Below are 20,173 nucleotides of genomic sequence, written 5' to 3' on the forward strand. Positions count from 1 at the left end.
GCTATGCCTCTCGTCAGTGTCATTCTGCCAACATGGAACCGTGCGTCATGGTTGTCTGCGTCCATTGATTCTGTGTTGACTCAGACTTTCAGGGATTTTGAACTCATAGTGGTGAACGACGGTTCCACCGATGACACCTCCCGATTGCTTGAACAATATGGTGCTGAAATCAAAGTGATTGATCTTCCTGAAAACAGGGGGGTGAGCTATGCCCGCAACCGGGGACTGGATCAGGCAACAGGCGAATGGCTGGCGTTTCTTGATTCTGATGACCAGTGGTTGCCTCAAAAACTGGAAAAACAACTCCGCAGATACCGGGAACAGCCACAGGTCAAAATTCATTTTACCGATGAAATCTGGATCAGGAACGGGATCAGAGTGAACCCCATGAAAAAACATCAAAAGCATGAAGGCTGGATATTTATTCCCGGTTTGTCGCTGTGCCTGATGGCACCTTCCGCAATTATGATCCATCGGGATATTTTTGAAGCCTGCGGTAATTTTGATGAACAACTCCCGGTTTGTGAGGATTATGATTTATGGTTGAGAATTACAGCCCGATATCCCGTGGCGTTGCTCAATGAAAAACTGATGATTCGTTATGGCGGACATGAAGATCAACTATCCTGTCGCAGTTGGGGCAATGACAGGTACCGTGTGCAATCTTTGAAAAAAATTCTGGAGACGGTGCCTTTAAGCGCTGAATATCGTCAGGCGGCCATTGAAAAACTGATTGAAAAATCCAGGATACTGGCACAAGGATTTGGTCGTCACGGAGACCCTGAATTGTCAAAATATTATGCGGAGCTTGCGACAACTTTCCAGAATTCCGGTTGGCGGTCAGATTCTTTTGAACAATGAGTCCCTGAGGATTCGCGAATTATCAGAATTGTGGTTGCGTGTATTGACCTGTTCCTGAATTTGTATCAGTATTAAATCAAGTTGTAACCTGACGTGTCATTTCGACAGAATCGCGAAATTTTGACGCAAAACGTGCTCAAGAGCCCACGCTTGAGATAGGTAAATGAATATTGAACAAAGTTGTTTTTTCCTTGCTGACACTGGAACCGTAAATCTTTCAAACAGGGGTTTGTGGCAATGTCCCTTTTTAAACTAGGATACCTCATCAAGGACGCGATTCACATTATCCGTCTGAAAAAAACAACGTATGATGATGTGGATTATTCGAATACTACAAGGTTGCAGGGGGTTCCTGTCGCGAGTCTCGGGTCTCTTGAGATGAGAGAGGCCATGATCCAGGGGGTGATACAGGAGCATGGCGATCTGGATTATCATTTTCATACGCTCATTGAAAATGTCGGGGAAATGCTGAAAGCAGTGGGGAAACATATTTCCACTGATATTTATCTGGAGCGAAGTATCCTTCAAGGGGCCAGGGAACGTGACGCTCATCGTTATTTTCTGGTTCAGCGCAGAGAAGTGGACACAACTTTGCTTTTGAGTATGCTGGATCGAGACAAAATTCAGAAATTACAGAAGGAGTGGTCAATGCCTGCGTTCGCGCATCCGTTGATTCGCTCAAAATGGAATGGAACCGGCAGTGTGTTTGACGAGTCCTACACCCCGAAAGTTGTGCGCCAGACAGAACATTATTTTAATTTGTTATTTGAAGAAAGTTCCATTATCCACATTTTGGATAGATTTCATCATATTATCCGTGTTTTATGTTTACCCTATGAACTGCCTGAAACAGTGTACCAACGAAAACCGTTTCCCTGTCAGAAAACATTCAGTCTGACAGAATGGCTACTCAGCTCAGCTCAGGAAAACGCTAAATTTCAGGAATAACTTTTTGCATCGTAAAGGAAAAATGTCGCCATTATCCCGTCTGCTTGTTCCTGTCATACCAATGAGGGAAGAAATTGTTTTTCCTCAAACCACCAAATCCTTTTTTGTCGGCCGGCCCGGGTCTATGGAAGCCCTGGACAAGGCCATTGCTTCTGATAAACTTATTTTTGTGGTCGCACAGAAAAATACAGGTATCGAAAATCCCGCTGCCAGTGATTTGTTTTCAGTAGGCGTTCTGGTCAAAGTGCTTCAAATCATGCGTCTGCCCAATGGGTCAGTAAAAGCTCTGTTTGAAGCAACCCGGCGTGCCAGGCTGATCAGCGCCGAAATGCGACAGGATTTGTTGATTGCGGAAATAGAACTCATCCAGGACTCTGATTTGGAAACCAGGGAGATATTTGAGTTGGCAGAAAAGGCAAAAGCCGCCTTTTATCAACACGCGCAACACAATGATCTCAAAATCAAGGATGATGTCTATAAACAGATCAAATTGGCATCTCCCTTGATTCTGCCGGATATCATTGCGCCTCACATGGCTGTCAGTCGAACACATAAACAAAGCATTCTGGAACCAACACTGCTTGAAGAGCGACTGGAATTGATCATTCAATTCATGAGTGAAGAACAGGAAATCAAAAAACTGGAAGAACAACTCCGCAAGAAAGTTCAGGAAAATATTCATTCAACCCATAAGGAAGGTTATCTTCAGGATCAGTTGCGGTCGATCCAGAAAGAACTGGGGCAGACAGAGGACAGCAGGTCTGATTCTGATGATTTCCTCAAAAAAATAAAAGAAGCGGGAATGCCGAAAGAGGTGGAAGACGTCGCCATCAAAGAGTTTAAGAAAATCAAAATGATGTCGCCAATGTCATCAGAATCCAATGTGGTACGAAATTATCTGGAGTGGCTGATTGCCATGCCCTGGAAAGCGGAAACGGAAGACAATTTTGATCTGGAAAAAGCGCAGACCATTCTGGATGAAGACCATTATGGTCTGGAAAAAGTCAAGGAACGGATTATTGAATATCTGGCGGTCGCCCAGTTGAAAGGAACCCTGAAAGGGCCGATCATCTGTCTGGTTGGACCTCCGGGAGTGGGGAAAACCTCACTTGCAAAATCTATCGCGCGATCCCTCAACCGTAACTTTGTGAGAATGAGCCTTGGTGGTGTGAGGGATGAAGCCGAGATCCGCGGTCATCGCCGCACGTATATTGGCGCAATGCCCGGAAAAATTATTCAATCCATCCGCAAGGCAAAAAGCCGCAATCCGGTGTTGCTGATGGATGAAGTGGATAAACTGTATCAAAGCGTGGTCACAGACCCTTCGGCCGCACTGCTGGAAGTGCTGGATCCGGAACAAAACAATACGTTCATGGATCATTATCTGGAAGTTGAATATGATTTATCGCATGTGCTGTTTCTCTGCACCGCAAATTCCATTCAAAATATCGCGGCACCGTTATTGGATCGGATGGAGGTGATTCATCTGTCAGGCTATACTGAACTTGAAAAATATCACATTGCCAAAAACTTTCTGGTTCAACGACAGTGTAAGGCTCATGGCATGGAGCCAGAGAAAATGGTGTTTCAGAAAGAAAGTCTGTTCAAAATTATCAGAGACTATACCCGGGAGGCCGGGGTTAGAAGTCTTGAGCGTGAAATTGGTAAAGTATGTCGTAAGACGGTCACACAGTTGGTCAGACAGAATGAAGATAAAAAAACCATAGTGACACCAAAACTGGTCGAAAAACTTTTGGGAACAGCGCATTTCAATCGGGATAAAAAAGGAGAAGCCAATGAAATCGGTGTGGCGATGGGCTTGGGGGTGACGACGCTCGGGGGGGAATTGATGATGGTTGAAGCCGGGTTGATGCCGGGTTCAGGTAAAGTGTCTTTGACGGGCAAATTGGGTGAAGTGATGCAGGAATCGGCTCAGGCGGCCTATTCCTATGTCAAGGCAAATGCGCTCTTTCTCGGGATTGATGCGGATATTTTTGAAAAACTGGATCTGCATATCCATTTGCCTGAAGGCGCAACTCCTAAAGATGGTCCTTCAGCCGGGTTGCCGCTCATGATGTCCATCATCAGTGTCTGTACTAAAATTCCCATTCAGCATGATGTTGCGATGACCGGAGAAATTACACTTCGAGGCCATGTGACAGAGATTGGCGGTTTGAAAGAAAAATTACTGGCAGCCAAACGCGGCGGTTTGAGAATGGTGCTGATTCCCAAGGACAATGCCAAAGATCTGGAAGATGTGCCGCATGAAGTTCTGGAGGGCTTAACAATTCAGCAGGTTGACCGAGTGGATCAGGCAGTTCCATATGTTCTGGAACATCTGCCACCAACATCATTTTCTGTTTCAGGATTGGAGCGTTCCCTGAACAGCGAGAGCCTTCAGGCTATTTCCCATAGCCCGATTCACTGTGGGTGAGAATTATAGGATCTGGTAGTTACCACTGACAATTCATACCAGTTGAAAAGCTGGTCCATGACACGGAGTTTTCATGAAAAAAATGGATACGGATTCACATCTTTATAAAATAAGACATTCGCTGGCTCATGTGTTGGCACAGGCCGTTCTCAGCATTCGTCCAACGGCCAAACTGGGTTTTGGTCCACCAACCAGCACGGGATTTTTTTATGATTTTGATCTCACGGAACCGCTGACGCCGGAGGATTTAAAATCTGTTGAAAAAAAAATGCGTCAGATTATCAAATCCCGTCAAACCTTTGTCAGGGAAGATCTTAACGATAAAGACATGATTCTGAAACTTCAGGAGGCTCAACAGGGTTACAAGATTGAGCATGTTCAGGATCTGGTCAGTAAAGGGGAACACGTTTTGAGTCTGTATCAGAATGGCCCGTTCTGGGATATGTGTGAAGGACCACACGTCGAGTCCACAGAGGAAATTCCGCTCAATTGTTTTCAGTTGGATTCTCTGGCTGGTGCGTATTGGAAAGGCTCAGAGCAGAATCCGATGATGCAGCGAGTTTATGGTCTGGCCTTTGAGAACGAAGAAACCCTCAAGGAATTTGTTGCTCTGCGTAAACTGGCGATGGAACGGGATCATCGAAAACTGAATATCCAGAATCACTACTTCCTGATCAGTGAAGAGGTTGGCAAAGGATTACCGTTATGGCTTCCAAATGGGACAATAATCCGGGATGAACTGGAAAAACTCGCCAAGGAAAAAGAATTCCTGGCTGGTTATCAGCGTGTTGCGACACCTCATATCACTCGTGAAAATCTGTATCACACTTCAGGGCATCTTCCTCATTATGCGGACAGTATGTTTCCGCCCATGGACGTGGATGGTGAAAAAATGTATCTGAAACCAATGAACTGCCCGCACCATCACATGATTTTCAAGGCAATTCCACGCAGTTATCGGGATCTCCCTTTGCGTCTGGCAGAATATGGAACATGCTATCGATATGAACAGTCAGGTGAACTCGCGGGCTTGTTGAGGGTTCGAGGCTTGACCATGAATGACGCTCATATCTATTGCCAGCCTGAAAAGACCAGGGAGGAGTTTATCAAGGTCATTCAGATGCATATCGATTATTATAAAATGTTTGATCTGAAAAATTTCTGGATGCGTCTGTCACTCCCTGAGCAGGGCAGTGATAAATATGTGGATAATCCTGAAAAATGGCAGACAGCCGAAGACCTGGTGGTGGAAGCCATGAAGGAAATTGGTATTCATTATGAAGCGGTTCGTGGTGAAGCCGCGTTTTATGGCCCAAAAATTGATTTTCAGGTCAGCAATGTCGTAGGGCGCGAAGAAACGGCCTCCACCAATCAGTTGGATCTGGTGATGGGCGACCGGTTTAATTTGACCTACAAGGGTGCGGACAATCAGGATCATGTCCCTTACATTATCCATCGCGCTCCGTTGGGAACGCATGAACGTTTTTGCGCGTTTCTGATTGAACACTATGGTGGCGCTTTTCCAACATGGTTGGCACCCGGTCAGGTGTTGATCATCCCGATTGCGGCTCCATTTTTTGACTATGCGCATCAGGTGGCACAAATGCTCAGAACCGCGTTTATCCGGGTTTCTGTGGATGACTCGTCAGATTCATTCAGTAAAAAAATCCGTAACGGCGCAACTTCAAAAACACCCAATGTGCTGATTATCGGTGATCAGGAAATGCAGGATGGAACTGTCAGTTGGCAACGTTATCAGAGCAAGGAAAAGCAAACGCTCCATCCCGATCAGTTTAAAACCCTGATTCTGGAAGAAATCCAGGCACGCAGGGACTGGCGAAGAACAGACAACTAACAAGGATTGGTCATGGCAGTGCAAGCCCAAAAGGTAGAATCTTCACAGGAAATTGATGACTCAGTTCCCGAGGGCTTTGCCAATCAGTTAGCCCGGCAACTGATTATTTTACATGAAAAGGATATGGATCCGGTGATCAGTAGCCGGAATGCCGCCACGTTTATTGTGGATCAGACAAACAAACCCGGGCGCTATAAATACTATCTGGATGCTTGTGAATTACTGCTGGAAGATGAACGTTCTGAAAAATTCGCGGCGTTGACCTGGGCCGCCTTGATCATTCACAGTGATGAAAATGAGGAATATAATCGTTTTGTGTCTGCGGTGGTACAGTTTGCGATTGAAGAATATTATGATTTGTCACGCCCCCAGGTTCAATTCAACAAAAAGAAATATTCAGGCCAGGGATTCATTTTCGGGGCCAGTTTTATCAAAATGCTGCACATCAACGGAACCCTGTTTGATGCCGCTCAGGAAATCTACACGGATATCATCCGTAAAGAAATGGCTCTGGAAGCCAAAGATGCTGAGAATAAAGAAGAAAAATCTTCGTTAGCCTTTAGAAAAACCAAGAAAAAACGGGATTTCGGTAAAAAATTATATGACGACATCATCGATTATATTTTTGCCAAGGGTTCCTTTAAATCCACCTCACTGAACCAGGAAAACCCAAACGAATTTATGCTGTTACTGGCTGATCGTCTGCGTGGAACGCGCCGCTATGTCATCCAGGACATCATGAACAAACGTGCCCTGGAACGTAAAAAACGCCTGGAAAAAGAACTCAGCGAACGCCTGGCTTCCGCTGAGGAAATGATCATGGCCAATGATCCGTTTTGCGATGGCTTGAACCTGTTCTGGAAAGAAAAACGTTATAACTACAAATTTCTTGCGGTTGAAAAAATACGCATGGCATTGCAGATTATTGGTGTGATCACCGGCGTTTTATATCTGATGGCCAGTTATCAGGGCATGTGGGGCCTGCACTGGATGGATGGAATTTTTGTCTGCTTCGGTATGTATGTTTTTTCGAAATTCGCGGCTTCCAGAAAACGGTTTAAATCGTTTTATCCGTATGATGTGAGTAAGGAACTGGAAAATTGTTCGACCAACTTTATTAACATCTTGCGGCGAATGTCCAAAGAACAACTGGATCATTTCCTGACGCGTCAGATTAAAAACAAGCGCAACGAAAAAGTGATTCAAATTATTCCCGAATTTGTGAAATATCTTTACGCCATTATGCCGGACCGGAAGAACATGATCCTGACTGTTGATGAATTGTCAGAAGTCATGGAAAACATTGAAATTGATATCGCCAAACAATTACGTGGACGTCTTTAACCTCTATTTTTCTTTCTATGGCAACAGCAATTGAAATTGGACAGTTGAATAAGTGGTATTATACCAACCGGTTACGCAGGGTTCCTATTGTGGAAAATCTTTCGCTGGAGGTGAACACCGGTGAAATTTTCGGTTTTCTCGGGGCAAACGGCGCTGGAAAGACTACCACGATCAAAATGATCATGGGGTTGAGTCGGCCCTCCAGTGGAACCATCACACTTCTGGGACTCCCGGCCCAGGAACCGTTGGCCAGAAAACAGGTTGGATTCCTGCCGGAACATCCGCAATTTCCCAGAAACCTGACGGCCTTTGAATTCATGAAACTGAGCGCATCGCTGTCAACAGGAACCTCAAGCGATCTGGATTCTCTCCTGGAAAAAGTTGGTTTGAAGGATGCCAGGCACAAGAAAATTGAAACTTTTTCCAAGGGAATGCAACAGCGGTTGGGAATTGCTCAGGCACTTATCGGAAACCCTCATCTGCTCATTTTTGATGAACCCATGTCCGGACTGGACCCCATCGGTCGGAATGATGTTTCCAATCTGATCATGGATCTGGCCCGTGAAGGACGCACAGTTTTCTTTTCCACACATATTCTCAGTGATGCGCAATTGCTCTGTGACAGAATCGCGTTTCTGAAAAAAGGAAAACTCCTCAAGGTTTATGGCAAGCATGGATTCGAGCAGGATGAACCCTCAAGAACGTTACATGTGACCGGAATTTCACAAGACTCCATTCAACGACTCAAAGAAAAATTTCCGATTGAATTTCAGCACAGTGCCGCAGACACATGGCGGATTGATGTGCCAAACAATCCGGTGTTTTGGGCCGTAATGGACATGGTCAGACAAGAGAATGGTTACCTTCTTTCAACTTCAATCAACGTCAAGGCTCTCCAGAAATACTGGGGACACTCCATGGAATAACAACTGATCGGCTGATGTCATAGGGGCGTTTCAATTATGATAAAATCAATGGTAGCTATTGCCTCCACCACCTTGCTTTCATGGATACGGGACAAAACTTTTTATGCGATTGTTCTGATCGGCGGGCTTGTTGTCTTGTGTTCGTTGTTTCTGAACGAAATGATTGTTGGTGAAAAAGTTAAAGTCATCAATGATCTGGGATTGTCGGTCACGTTGTTGTTTGGTGTGTTCATGACATTGTTCACGACCATTCCCGCAAATCAGGACAAAACGCTTTATATGGTGCTTTCCCGCCCGATTGCCCGGTATTACTGGATTTTGGGAAATTATCTGGGCAACAGCCTGATTCTGCTGATCAACACTCTCACACTGTCATTGTTGATGCTGACGCTGGTGAAAATCTCCGGATTTGACTGGAATCCTGACATGAATTGGGCACTGCTGTTGATTTATATGGAAACCCTCATCATTTTAGCGGTTTCAACCTGTTTTTCCACATTGATGACCTCTGTTACCCTGAGCCGGTTTTGTACGCTGAGTGTGTTTGTGGTGGGTCATCTGCTGGAGACAGTAAAAATTCTCATGGAAGCCAATAATAATGTTTTTCTGAAAAATCTGTTTCAGGGCATGTATTACCTCTTTCCCAATTTTGCGGCGTTTGATATTAAAACGGAAGCGGTCCATCACTTGCCGGTTGATTCCGGACACCTGTTTTATGCGGTAGCCTATGGTATCGCATATATTATTATTCTGCTGATTGTCAGTGCATGGCGCTTTTCCAGAACCGATGTATGAGTCCAGTTTTTTCCAGAACGATTTGTGTGGGTCTTGTTCTATTTTCTCTGGGAATTTTGAGGGTTAGTGTCCCTAAACTGGAAAATCGGTATTCGCTCCAGCATCGTTTTGAATCCTTTTTATATCTTCCGAAAAGCAATTTTTTCAAACCCATGACCTTGGGAAATGAAGAGCTTGCGGCGGATTTTATGTTCATTCAGGCGGCTGTCTATTTTGGTGAACATTATCGGGAATATGCCAGGGGGAATTATCAATATATCTGGTTGCGCCAGATGATGGATTTGGTGACGGATCTTGATCCTTATTATTATGATGCTTATGTTGCGGCGGGTAACCTGTTGGATGATCCAAAGGAAAGTATCGCCATGTATGAAAAAGGTATCAAATATTTCCCCAAAGACTGGAAACTGTATGAACTGGTAGGTTTCCAGTATTTTTATGAATTGAACGACAAGGAAAAAGCCGCGGAATATTATGAAAAAGCAGGACTGCTTGGGAGTCCGCCTTATGTACCAAGTCTGGCTGGGAAGTTTTATCAGGAAGCGGGGTATTATGATTCAGCGATCAGGATTCTGCTGGACGCGGCTGAAAAAACGGACCGGGATGCGGTGAAACATTCCTTTCTGGAACGGGCACACCTGCTGACTCGCATCCGTGATATTCAAGCGGTGGTGGAGATTTTCCGCAAGCGGCAGGGGCGTCTTCCCTCAAGTCTGTTCGAACTTGAATTACTTGAACCACAATTTATCCTTCCGGAGGTTCCTCGTCCCTGGAGTTTGATGCTTCACATGGACAATGGAAAAGTGATCTATTATGTCGATCAAGAAAAACTGGCACAACTTCAGCGAGAAGTTTATGAAGCTTCAGAGAAGGCACTGGAAGATCAAGAGTCATCATCAACCAAGGAATGAGTGATATGCGATATCGAATCATAGACCTGTTTTCAGAGGAATATCTCAATCAGAATGTGTGCATTCAGGGTTGGACCAGAACCCGGAGAGATTCAAAAGGATTTTCATTTTTCAATATCAATGACGGCAGTAACCAACAGGGAATTCAGGTGGTGGTTGATCATTCGCTGCCAAATTACGCCGATTTGCTGCATGCCACGACGGGGTCCTCGCTCGAAATTCGGGGCAAGCTGGTTCAGTCACAGGGCAAAGGCCAGAACCATGAAATCCAGGCCAGTCATGTGTTGATCGTGGGGCAGGCATCCGCAGAAGAGTATCCTTTGCAGAAAAAAGGACACACTCTTGAATTTTTAAGAGAAATTGCGCATTTGCGGCCAAGAACCAATACCTTCGGGTGTGTGTTCCGGATCAGGAATACCTTATCCTTTGCCATTCATCGTTTTTTTCAGGAACAGGGGTTTCTTCATGTTCATACCCCCATTGTCACAGGTTCCGATTGCGAAGGCGCCGGTGAAATGTTTCGGGTGACAACCTTGGATCTGGACCACCTGCCACGTACAGATCAAGGGGGGGTGGATTATTCCCGTGATTTTTTTGGGAAAGAAGTCAATCTGACGGTTTCTGGCCAGTTGGAAGGAGAAATTTTCGCGACGGCTTTCAGTAAAATCTACACATTTGGTCCAACGTTCCGGGCTGAAAATTCCAATACACCCAGGCATTTGGCGGAGTTCTGGATGGTGGAACCGGAAATGGCCTTTTATGATTTGCAGGACAATATAGGCCTGGCCTCAGAGTTTCTGAAATTTCTGGCAAAAACCTGTTTGGACAAGCACCAGGATGATCTGGCGTTTCTTCAGAAAATGTATGAACCCGACCTGATTTCAACACTGGAGCATGTCGCTAATTCAAAAGTGGAAAGCATTGAATACACCGAAGCGATCTCTATTCTGGAAAAATCAGGTAAAGCCTTCACTTATCCTGTGCAATGGGGTATAGATCTTCAAACAGAACATGAGCGTTATCTCAGCGAAGAACATTTCAAATCCCCGGTAGCCGTGTTCAATTACCCTAAAGCCATCAAAGCCTTTTATATGAGGCAGAATGAAGATGGCAAGACCGTCGGAGCGATGGATATCCTGTTTCCACGTATCGGAGAAATTATCGGAGGTTCCCAGCGTGAAGAACGACTGGACCTGATTCTGCAGAGAATGACGGATGCAGGATTGAAAGAACAGGATTACTGGTGGTATCTTGATCTGAGGAAATTTGGAACTGTGCCTCATTCTGGTTTTGGCCTTGGTTTTGAAAGATTTGTACAATTCGCGACGGGTATGAAAAATATTCGTGATGTGATTCCGTTTCCCAGAGTGCCTGGAAACGCATCGTTTTAATGTGGTTGATTTATCATCGATAAGGAGAATTCATGGGATCCCAACACACTGGTGTCATCCAAACCCTGTATGAATCCCGGGAGAAAAAGGGCATCAAACTTCAGTTTAATCCGGAAACAGCCGCTGAAATTGAAAGTTATATCACCGGCTTGAACGATATGGCTGAGGCTTATAAAAAAGTTCCTGAAATTGTTCAGGGGTTGAATGAACTCAAAAGTAAAGCAAATGCTTTGCTGATTTCCCATGCGTCAGAAGATGAAATCATCAGTGGCATCCGAAAGCTCACCACCGTCCAGGGACCAGACGGACAAAAAATCAATGTGTCCTCGTTTGGTAAGGGAAAAAGCCAGAAGGTGAAAGATGCCGATGAATTCAAGGAAAGAACCCTCAAACGTATTGATCAAACGATACAGAACACGGTGGCATTGATGCAGTGGAAAAGTGACCCGACACTGGGCGCGTTTCTCCAGCAGGCACGAGCCATTGATCGCGGATTATCAGGGCATGAAATGGATAAGCTGGTGAAAGAGTTGATTCGAAGTGATAGCTTTCAGGCCTATCAATCTTCCAAAGAAGCCTATATCAAGGAATGGCTCAAACCATTTCAGGCTGAACTGGGACGTCCTATTGAATCGCTCACGGAAGAAGAATTGCAAGAGGCTATGAAGAGGATGAAAGTCGTCATGAAACAACGCATGACTGAAGGCAATCTGATTGTTCATCCAAATCCTGATCAGTTCAAGGATTTCAACATGAAAAATCATGATATGATCAATGGCTACGACAAAACATTCTGGAATAACGATCTGTTGATTGATGAATTTATAGCGTTCACTCAAGGGGTGCTTTCACGGTTTACATTTTTGCTGGATAAACAATTTCTGGTGTTTCAGTTCAGACAGGAACCTTATCTGTATCTGATTGGTTTTTCTCATGAGGCTTTTGTTAATGCGGAACAACTTGAAGATGGAAATCTGCTTATTGCTCCACACATTAAAGCCATTATTCCCGGGAAGGAAAATACATACCGTGAATTGAATAAAACAGGATTCACTTCAGTTGGACTGTATATGGACATGCTTCGGGAAACGTTGAAACCATTTTTCAGCGCGTTGGCGGAAAAAATTAATTTTCCTCTGTCCAAAGAATTCAAGCAGCATTTCCGGATCTCCTAAAACTCACAAATCCGCTCAAAACGGCTTTCATGAACATCCTGATTGGCAGTAACGTCCATTGGTGGAACGCAGAAGCCGCTTATGCGGCTGTTACCGCAGAACTGCTTCAACAACATGGCCATCGTGTCTGGATTCTCACACGCCCCAATACGGCCAATGCCATTGAACTGAAAAAGAGAAATCTGTCAATTCTGACCCATATTGAATTGAACACCATTAACCCCTTCCGACTTATCCAAAGTTATTATCAGTTGAAATATTTTATTCAGGATCACGACATTGATGTGGTCAATCCCCATCGTTCAGAGGGCTTGTTTTTATATGTTCTACTGCTATGGAGGCTCAGATCATTCCGTCTGATCCGTACCAGAGGAACCACTCGACGCGTGCGTGCCAACTGGCTCAACAACAAGCTTCATCAGGAATGGATTCATGCTCATGTTGTGGCCGGACAGGTGATTGCACAAAGACTCCTGGACTCAGTGCCTGTTTCTCCTGAAAAAGTGCATGTCATTTATTATCCTTCCCGACAACCACGATTGCCTGTTTGTTCAACGCCATCCCAATATAATCATGAATTCGGGATTAGTTCTGAAGCGATTATCTTGGGAATTGTGGGGCGACTCAGTCCACTCAAGGGGCATAGCCTGCTATTTCAAGCTTTGAAATTTCTTCTAAGCCGCTATCCGAAATTGATTCTGGCAGTGATCTATAAGCACCCCGATAATCATCCACGTCTTGTTGCCTTGAAACTGGAAGCCAAAGCTTCCGGTGTCAGCGATGCGATTCGCTGGATAGGTCTCAGAGATGACATTCTTGCGCTTATGGAATGGGTCAATCTTGGTATTGTCAGTTCAATTGATTCGGAAGTCATTTGCCGGGTGGCAGTGGAATTTTTTTCGGTGGGAACTCCGGTGGTGGCATTTCCTACAGGCTGTCTGCCAGAATTGATCCAGCATGGAACAACAGGCTATCTTGCAAAAAATCATACCCCTGAAGCCTTGGCGGATGTGATTGAGGAAGCAATATCGGGTGCTGTCCCTCTGGCAACCCTGGGTCGCAATGCCAGAAATGTTGCAGAAACAAACTTGCATCCCAATATCTTTTTGAAAAAAACTCTGACTGTGTTTGAGTGAAATCAATCACACCCTCCGGGCGTAAAAAACTCCTGAAGAGGAACGCATACATTGCTATCTTTTTTCTGACTTTTGCATTCCCCAAGTTCAGTCCAGTCCAGTGCTTTCAATTCAATACCTTCTACGACTCCATATACTTTAATCGAAAAGGTTTTCTGAAGGGTCTCACCTCTCTTGATTTTACCGATTTCCTGAGTATCCACCTGATTGCATGACTCACTTTCCGTGCTCTCTGTCTGACGTGAATAAGTAATATCTTCAGTGATAAGTTCATCTGGTGCTTTATTAATACATGGTAAAATTTTAGTTTGAACTGTAACATCCAGGATATCGCATCTTTTAATCACTTCCTGTAGCTCAATAGTGTAGGTAAAAGTTTCATAAATTTCTCCCGTTCCTCCCGGATCACTTCCAATGATAGATCCCTGAATTTCAGCATCAGGGGCCACCTCGCTGTCTGAGCAGGATATCAATAGAGAAAGAAAGATAAGCCATACAATTTTTTTCAACATGAACTTCTCCAGTCATATACACTTTTTTAGTTCCAGGGAGATATGTCGATTTGAGGGACTCACCTAAAGGTGTGTTTAAAACTAGCAGACCATGTTCATTATTAAATTTCAATGCGAGACACCAGAAGAATTTAATATAGTCCTCCAGAAAAGTTTTTTCCGGTGGAATGATTCTTGCCGAAAGGAGCCATTTTGTTATAGGAATGATCTAAACCGGAATGATTTTTTTCAAATTCAAGGAGGCCCCCATGATAGACAAACAGAAGTTAGATCAACTCAGAAATCGTCGTCGACATTTAAAGAAACAGTTCAAGAAGTCTCATTCGACCCGTTTATCCCGTGAGATTCAGCGTTTGAACGCACTGATTGCTTATTATAAAGGACTGCCCTCGGAGATGGTGGCGGAATGCTATGACATCAGTGAAAGAAGCCTTCAGAATTGGATTCAAGCCTTTGAGCGCTATGGGCTTGAGGAATTGAAGGATGAGGAACGTTCGGGTCGTCCACCCAAATTGTCTGAGAACCAGCAAGCTGAATTGAAAAAAATGATGGATAGCCAAAACCAACGGATCTGGGTCGCTCGTCATGTCTATGGAGCCATCAACACGATGTGCAGCGTGGTTTATTCAGTCAAGTATCTGCCTGAATTTCTCCGCAAACTGGGCCTGAGCTTTCATAAAGCGGTTCTCAATCTGGTGAAAAAAGATTCGGAAAAAAGACGAGCCTGGATTCAGGAGAAACTGCCGGAGATTTACCAAAAAAAGATAGCGGAGGGCTGGCGCGTTTTTTATCAGGACGAAGTCGGTTTCGCGGCCGAAGGCACGCTGGGATATACGTGGGGGATCAAAGGGAAAAAGACAGAGCCACGCGCTTTCGACGTTTCCTCTGTCATCTGAAGAGAGAAATGCGGACTGACAAAATATTGCTCATTTGCGATAATGCCACCTTCCACAAGGCGCAATGGCTCACCGACTGGGTCAAACAACAACAATCCTGGCTCCAATTAGAGTTCTTGCCGCCCTATTCTCCGGACTTCAATCCGATCGAGCGTCTGTGGCGTTGGATGAAAACAGAGTTTATTCATAACCAATGCTGGAAAACCGCCAAGGATTTAAAACAATCCATGGAAAACCTCATCAGGGAAATGCAAACCGGACTCTGGAACCTCACTTCACTCATGAAGAAAGAAAACGAACGGTTCACGTCCATCGTGGAATACTACCAGGTCGCTGAATTCCAACTGTTTAACTGCGCCGATGACAGCCATTACACTCAAAAACAACTCGCTTGAGCCGCAACCTCAAGCCTTCAGAAATTGGCCGGTGAAATGAATCGCTCCTCGAATCCTTAAGCAACTCACAGGGGAGAATTGCGACTTCATTTCGGTCATAATTCAAAAATCAAAAACATCTTAAAGCATAAATTGTGCCTTTGGAACAAACTTTTCTGGGCAACTATACTAAAAGTAAAAATACGAGCATGTCGTCGAACGGATTTCTCAGAGTTCTGTTTTGTCACGTTGCCCAAAAAAACCGCCAAATTCATGAACAGCACTCATGTTTCTGAATCCTCCTGATTGATGAAATCACGGTTTTTTTTGCAGCGTTTCAGATAAACCTGAAACAATGGATCTTCAGGAAAATGTGCGGCACCCTGTTCAAAAAGTTTCGTCGCGTCCGGCATCTGCTGTTGATAGAAAAAGCTCAATCCCTGTTCGATGATGACAGCCGCCGCGATTTTTTGTTCAATCACCGTTTCAGGTTGTCCGGTCAGCACTTCATAAAGTTTGACAGGATTGTTTTTTCCCTTCACCCGTACTTCATCAATCCAGCGGAACTGGTATTTGTCTGCATGAACCATTGTGGCTAGAGTGTATTCGGAAATCAGGAATGGCGTTTTGTATAATTTGGTCAGACCTTCAACCCGTGAGGCCAGATTCACAGCGTCACTGATCACGGTTCCTTCCATGCGGGATTTTCCGCCGATCGTTCCGAGCATGGTGCGTCCTGTATTGACACCAATTCCAATCTGAATCGGGATATAGCCTGTTTTTTGTCGAAAGTGGTTGTACTCAGCCAATTGTGCCAGCATCTCAATTCCTGCCGCAACAGCGTCATCCGCCTGATGCGTGAATAACGCCATGATCGCGTCACCAATGTATTTGTCAATGAATCCCCGATTTTTTTCAATGACAGGTTCCATCTGAATCAGATACGAATTCAGAAAGCGGAAATTTTCTGACGGCGACATGGTTTCAGACATGCTGGTGAAAGAACGGATATCTGAGAAAAGAATGGAGGCGTTTTGTTCCACGCAATCCCCCAGATTCACATCAATGATGGTTTCACGGCCCAGAATATCCAGAAATTCCCGTGGAACAAACCGTTCATACGCACGATTGGTTTGGGAAAGATTCAGGTGCGCCTTGACCCGCACCATCAGTTCTTCTTTATTGAAGGGTTTAACCAGATAATCATTGGCACCGCTGTTGAGTCCCTGCACCAGATCATCTACCTGATTTTTGGCGGTCAACAAAATGATGGGCAAAATGGATGGAGCATAACGCTGACGGATTTTCTGGCAGACTTCATAGCCGCTCATGCGGGGCATCATCAGATCAAGGATGAGCAAATCCACGGGTTGAGTTTCAAGAATAGCCAGTCCCTGGATGCCATCCTGCGCTGTCAGAACTTCATAATTGTGCAGTCGGAGCTGGTTTTTCAACACCTGAATATTGACCGGCTCATCGTCAACCACCAGAACCACTTTGCCTTTCAGGTCGTTGAGCATGATTTTATGCGCACCCTCTGAAACGGGTGAGGATTCAGTTTTGCCTGTTTCAAGAAATGGCGCGCTCATTGTTGAAACAGTAGGGCTATTTTGTTGATAGCGATTGAATCCTGATTTTTCCTGATTATAGGCGGGATTCACTTCATCCGCAACACGCAGGGTGAACGAGAAAACAGATCCTTTTCCGGGGGTGCTTTGCATGCCAAGAACTCCATCATGGAGTTCGACAAGCTGTTTTGATATGGTGAGTCCGAGGCCTGTTCCTCCATAAAGTCTGGCAGTGGAACCATCGCCCTGTTCAAAAGCCTCAAAAATGGTTTGTTGCTTGTCTTCCGGAATCCCGATGCCGGTATCCGTGATTGAAATCCGGAGGAACTGCTCTTCACGGGCCGCACTGATCCTGACAGAACCTTTTTCGGTAAATTTGATAGCATTGCCCAGTAAATTATACATGATCTGCTGAAACCGGTTTTCATCGGCCAGAACCAGGGGCAATTGCGCTGGAATTTCATTGATCAGATCCAGATCTTTAGAACCGATCATGGGTTTGCAAAAGGCGAGGACCACCTCAGTGGTACTGTGGATGTCAAGAGGTCTGAGTTGCAGAATCAATTCATGATTTTTCAGACGAGAGAAATCCAGAATATCATTCACCAGATTGGATAAGCGCCTGCCGCTTTGCACAATCATGCCCAGATTTTCAGCCTGAGTGGAACTGACATCTCCCGCGGCGCCATCCAATAGCGAATCGGCAATACCAATGATTCCGTTGATCGGCGTTCTCAATTCATGGGAGGTGTTTGCCAGAAATTCATCTTTGAGACGATCAAGCTGGAGCTGTTTTTCATACAGGGCATTGAGGCGTTTCCGCTCTTTTTCACTGCGATACAAAAATATTTTTACAATAATAGTGACCAGCAATGCCGCACCGATGATTTCCAGCAGAATGAACCACCATGTCAGCCAGAAAGGCGGAAGGATCCTGAAAGTCCAGACAATCGGCTCACTGCTTTTACCATCTTCAGCCAGGGCCTGTAGATGAAAGGTCCAGTCTCCAGGCGGGATATTGGTATAAACCGCTTGATAGAGTTCAGAGGGTTCATGCCAGTCCTCATCCATACCTTCCAGGTAATAACGGAATTTCACCTGATTCGGCATATACATGTAGGGTGCGTTGAAATGAAATTCGAGATCATTGCTGGACCATGGAAGCGGTTCTTTCACCTGCTCGGGATGGACATTCCGGTTGCCGATGGTGATTTCATATAAATCGATTTTCGGAGTCACATTTTTGTCTTTGGTGATTCCTTGTTCTATCCGGCTGACCCCATCATAAGTCCCGAAAAATACATGCGGGGGATGAGTCATACGGCTGTGTCCCCACACGGAATTGCTGGCCAGCCCCCGTTCCTTATTCAGAAACAGATCTATTTTTTCCAGATTATTGACACGGAACACCCCTGTTGTGGTTCCAACCCACAGCGTATCGCCCTGTTCCACCAGGGAGTAAATGGTTTTATCCTTGAGGATGGGCAAGGTTTCCATTTTGGTGCCATCCCAGCGGGTGATGCCACGTTGGGTCGCGATGAGTATTCCACCATTTGCGGATTGAACCAGGTCCCAGATGCTGTTGTCTGAAAGCCCGTCTTTTGTGGAAAAATGAGTCCATGTTTCATGAAACAAGTGTGATAAACCGTTTTCTGTACCCACCCAGATTCCGCCCTTCTGATCTTCCAGCAAGGCCCAGATGGCGTTGCTGGCCAGTCCGTTTTTGGTGTTGAGAACATTATCCAACTGATCCCCATTCAGTCGGTAAACCCCTTTTTCAGTGGTTCCCAGCCAGTATTGCTGTTGCCTGTCCCTGATAATGGATACAAACCGTTGGTCCTCTTCCCACAACCCCAGAGATTCTCCCTGGAGTGAAAAGGATTTAAATCCGCTGTAGGTGGAGGCGGAGAGTTTATCTGATTCCAAAATAAAGCCTTCTGTGGTGTCTGAAGGGATACTGAGTCTGGTATGATAATCCCCTGAAATGTGATGCACTCCATCACAGCTCATCCAGAATCCATCCTTGTCCAGCGCTTGCTCAAGGCCATAGACAATACCGGAACAGGGGCCATGAAAGTTGACAATCCGTTCATCCACCAGCATCGCTAACCGGCCTTCCAGCGTCAGCCAGACGTTTCCTTCACGGTCCTCAAAAACACGGTAGATGGGAAAACCACCAAACAGGGATTTGGGATACACCCGGTCTTCTACACCGGGCGCAATGGATTTCCGCCAGATAGAATCTTCGGTGTTGATCCACAGTACTCCGCGACTGCTGACAAACAAATTGGAGATTTCTTCGTCTACAGGAATGTCGGCAATTTTTGAGAATTGATCGTTAAGCTGGAAGACACTGTGTTTGTCGATGAGGAAAAAAGATTGATGGGCCGCATCATATTTGATGCCTTCCACATGAGTGGTTACCAGAGGCGATAGCTCAAATTTCCGGGTTTGCGGAGTCCATTCCTGAAGGCCATTTTCTGTTGCGACCACCACTTTTCCGGAATCATCCACAGCGATGGATTGTGAAAATGAGTTAACAATGCCCTCCATGGGGAATTCCTGGAACTGGTCATGTTGAAACCGTCCCACGGCCTGGTCTGTGACAACCCAGATGGCACCGGCGGCATCCGGTAAAATCTGCCAGATTTCGCCATGAAGTTTATCACTCAGCACATGATTTTCAAATTGGCCATCCTGCAGGCGGGCAATGCCGTCAGGGTAGGCAATCCAGATATCGCCGTGTGAATCCTGAACCACAGAATAAATGATATCTTTGAGGAGATTGGAGTTGTTGCGGGTAAAGTTATGAAAACGTTTGCCGTCAAATCGGCTCAAACCACCATAGGTTCCGATCCAGAGATAGCCTTTTTCATCCTGAAAAATGCCATTCACATCATTCTGTACCAGTCCTTCATCCGCAGTATAAACGCGAAGGGGAAACTGCTGTCCATAGGCCTGGAAGCCCAAGAGCAGAAACAACAGAACCCCGCAAAACAGTTTCGTCAGTCTTTTGAAAAGATACCCGGAATGGTACATGTTTGTAT

General features: G+C 45.2%; 15 protein-coding genes. 13 read left to right on the plus strand and 2 right to left on the minus strand.

Annotation, left to right across the window (positions count from 1 at the left end):
• Positions 1-3: 3 nt before the first annotated feature.
• From HQM11_10145 to HQM11_10195, 11 genes are all read left to right on the plus strand, one after another.
• Positions 4-861, plus strand: a complete 858-nt coding sequence (locus HQM11_10145; protein MBF0351381.1) for a glycosyltransferase — start codon at positions 4-6, stop codon at positions 859-861.
• Positions 862-1,098: 237 nt separating this feature from the next.
• On the plus strand, positions 1,099-1,809 hold the full coding sequence (locus tag HQM11_10150; protein ID MBF0351382.1) for a hypothetical protein: 711 nt from the start codon (positions 1,099-1,101) through the stop codon (positions 1,807-1,809).
• Between the two features lie 22 nt (positions 1,810-1,831).
• On the plus strand, positions 1,832-4,243 hold the full coding sequence (gene lon / locus HQM11_10155; GenBank protein MBF0351383.1) for an endopeptidase La: 2,412 nt from the start codon (positions 1,832-1,834) through the stop codon (positions 4,241-4,243).
• A gap of 73 nt (positions 4,244-4,316) precedes the next feature.
• Positions 4,317-6,098, plus strand: a complete 1,782-nt coding sequence (locus HQM11_10160; protein MBF0351384.1) for a threonine--tRNA ligase — start codon at positions 4,317-4,319, stop codon at positions 6,096-6,098.
• A gap of 12 nt (positions 6,099-6,110) precedes the next feature.
• The gene (locus HQM11_10165) at positions 6,111-7,442 is read left to right on the plus strand and encodes a hypothetical protein (protein ID MBF0351385.1); all 1,332 of its coding nucleotides are present in this window, start codon (positions 6,111-6,113) and stop codon (positions 7,440-7,442) included.
• A gap of 17 nt (positions 7,443-7,459) precedes the next feature.
• The gene (locus HQM11_10170; GenBank protein MBF0351386.1) at positions 7,460-8,368 is read left to right on the plus strand and encodes an ABC transporter ATP-binding protein; all 909 of its coding nucleotides are present in this window, start codon (positions 7,460-7,462) and stop codon (positions 8,366-8,368) included.
• Positions 8,369-8,404: 36 nt separating this feature from the next.
• Positions 8,405-9,163 carry an ABC transporter permease subunit gene (locus HQM11_10175; protein MBF0351387.1) on the plus strand — a complete coding sequence of 253 codons (759 nt, stop codon included), beginning with the start codon at positions 8,405-8,407 and terminating at the stop codon, positions 9,161-9,163.
• On the plus strand, positions 9,160-10,074 hold the full coding sequence (locus HQM11_10180) for a hypothetical protein (protein MBF0351388.1): 915 nt from the start codon (positions 9,160-9,162) through the stop codon (positions 10,072-10,074). Before HQM11_10175 ends, HQM11_10180 begins: the two co-directional genes overlap by 4 nt.
• The gene (gene asnS, locus HQM11_10185; GenBank protein ID MBF0351389.1) at positions 10,071-11,465 is read left to right on the plus strand and encodes an asparagine--tRNA ligase; all 1,395 of its coding nucleotides are present in this window, start codon (positions 10,071-10,073) and stop codon (positions 11,463-11,465) included. Before HQM11_10180 ends, asnS begins: the two co-directional genes overlap by 4 nt.
• Positions 11,466-11,497: 32 nt before the next feature.
• Positions 11,498-12,640, plus strand: coding sequence for a hypothetical protein (locus HQM11_10190; GenBank protein MBF0351390.1), 1,143 nt, complete (start codon positions 11,498-11,500; stop codon positions 12,638-12,640).
• Between the two features lie 29 nt (positions 12,641-12,669).
• Positions 12,670-13,776, plus strand: a complete 1,107-nt coding sequence (locus HQM11_10195) for a glycosyltransferase family 4 protein (protein ID MBF0351391.1) — start codon at positions 12,670-12,672, stop codon at positions 13,774-13,776.
• A 2-nt stretch (positions 13,777-13,778) separates the two neighbouring features.
• On the opposite strand, the gene HQM11_10200 is transcribed toward HQM11_10195, so the two are convergent.
• The gene (locus HQM11_10200; protein MBF0351392.1) at positions 13,779-14,288 is read right to left on the minus strand and encodes a hypothetical protein; all 510 of its coding nucleotides are present in this window, start codon (positions 14,286-14,288) and stop codon (positions 13,779-13,781) included.
• A gap of 248 nt (positions 14,289-14,536) precedes the next feature.
• Between HQM11_10200 and HQM11_10205 the strand changes: the two genes are divergently transcribed.
• Positions 14,537-15,184, plus strand: coding sequence for an IS630 family transposase (locus tag HQM11_10205; protein MBF0351393.1), 648 nt, complete (start codon positions 14,537-14,539; stop codon positions 15,182-15,184).
• The gene (locus HQM11_10210) at positions 15,124-15,579 is read left to right on the plus strand and encodes a transposase (protein MBF0351394.1); all 456 of its coding nucleotides are present in this window, start codon (positions 15,124-15,126) and stop codon (positions 15,577-15,579) included. Before HQM11_10205 ends, HQM11_10210 begins: the two co-directional genes overlap by 61 nt.
• Before the next feature lie 263 nt (positions 15,580-15,842).
• Here the strand turns inward: HQM11_10210 and HQM11_10215 are convergent, their stop codons facing one another.
• Positions 15,843-20,165 carry a response regulator gene (locus HQM11_10215; protein MBF0351395.1) on the minus strand — a complete coding sequence of 1,441 codons (4,323 nt, stop codon included), beginning with the start codon at positions 20,163-20,165 and terminating at the stop codon, positions 15,843-15,845.
• Positions 20,166-20,173: the final 8 nt, after the last annotated feature.

The organism is SAR324 cluster bacterium, from assembly GCA_015232315.1.
GTDB lineage: Bacteria > SAR324 > SAR324 > SAR324 > NAC60-12 > JADFZZ01.

Coding starts and splice junctions, on each gene's coding strand:
- HQM11_10190 (MBF0351390.1), top strand. CDS start 11,498: ATGGGATCCCAACACACTGGTGTCATCCAAACCCTGTATGAATCCCGG.
- HQM11_10200 (MBF0351392.1), bottom strand. CDS start 14,288: ATGTTGAAAAAAATTGTATGGCTTATCTTTCTTTCTCTATTGATATCC.
- HQM11_10180 (MBF0351388.1), top strand. CDS start 9,160: ATGAGTCCAGTTTTTTCCAGAACGATTTGTGTGGGTCTTGTTCTATTT.
- HQM11_10160 (MBF0351384.1), top strand. CDS start 4,317: ATGAAAAAAATGGATACGGATTCACATCTTTATAAAATAAGACATTCG.
- lon (MBF0351383.1), top strand. CDS start 1,832: ATGTCGCCATTATCCCGTCTGCTTGTTCCTGTCATACCAATGAGGGAA.
- HQM11_10175 (MBF0351387.1), top strand. CDS start 8,405: ATGATAAAATCAATGGTAGCTATTGCCTCCACCACCTTGCTTTCATGG.
- HQM11_10170 (MBF0351386.1), top strand. CDS start 7,460: ATGGCAACAGCAATTGAAATTGGACAGTTGAATAAGTGGTATTATACC.
- HQM11_10145 (MBF0351381.1), top strand. CDS start 4: ATGCCTCTCGTCAGTGTCATTCTGCCAACATGGAACCGTGCGTCATGG.
- HQM11_10215 (MBF0351395.1), bottom strand. CDS start 20,165: ATGTACCATTCCGGGTATCTTTTCAAAAGACTGACGAAACTGTTTTGC.
- HQM11_10165 (MBF0351385.1), top strand. CDS start 6,111: ATGGCAGTGCAAGCCCAAAAGGTAGAATCTTCACAGGAAATTGATGAC.
- asnS (MBF0351389.1), top strand. CDS start 10,071: ATGAGTGATATGCGATATCGAATCATAGACCTGTTTTCAGAGGAATAT.
- HQM11_10150 (MBF0351382.1), top strand. CDS start 1,099: ATGTCCCTTTTTAAACTAGGATACCTCATCAAGGACGCGATTCACATT.
- HQM11_10195 (MBF0351391.1), top strand. CDS start 12,670: ATGAACATCCTGATTGGCAGTAACGTCCATTGGTGGAACGCAGAAGCC.
- HQM11_10205 (MBF0351393.1), top strand. CDS start 14,537: ATGATAGACAAACAGAAGTTAGATCAACTCAGAAATCGTCGTCGACAT.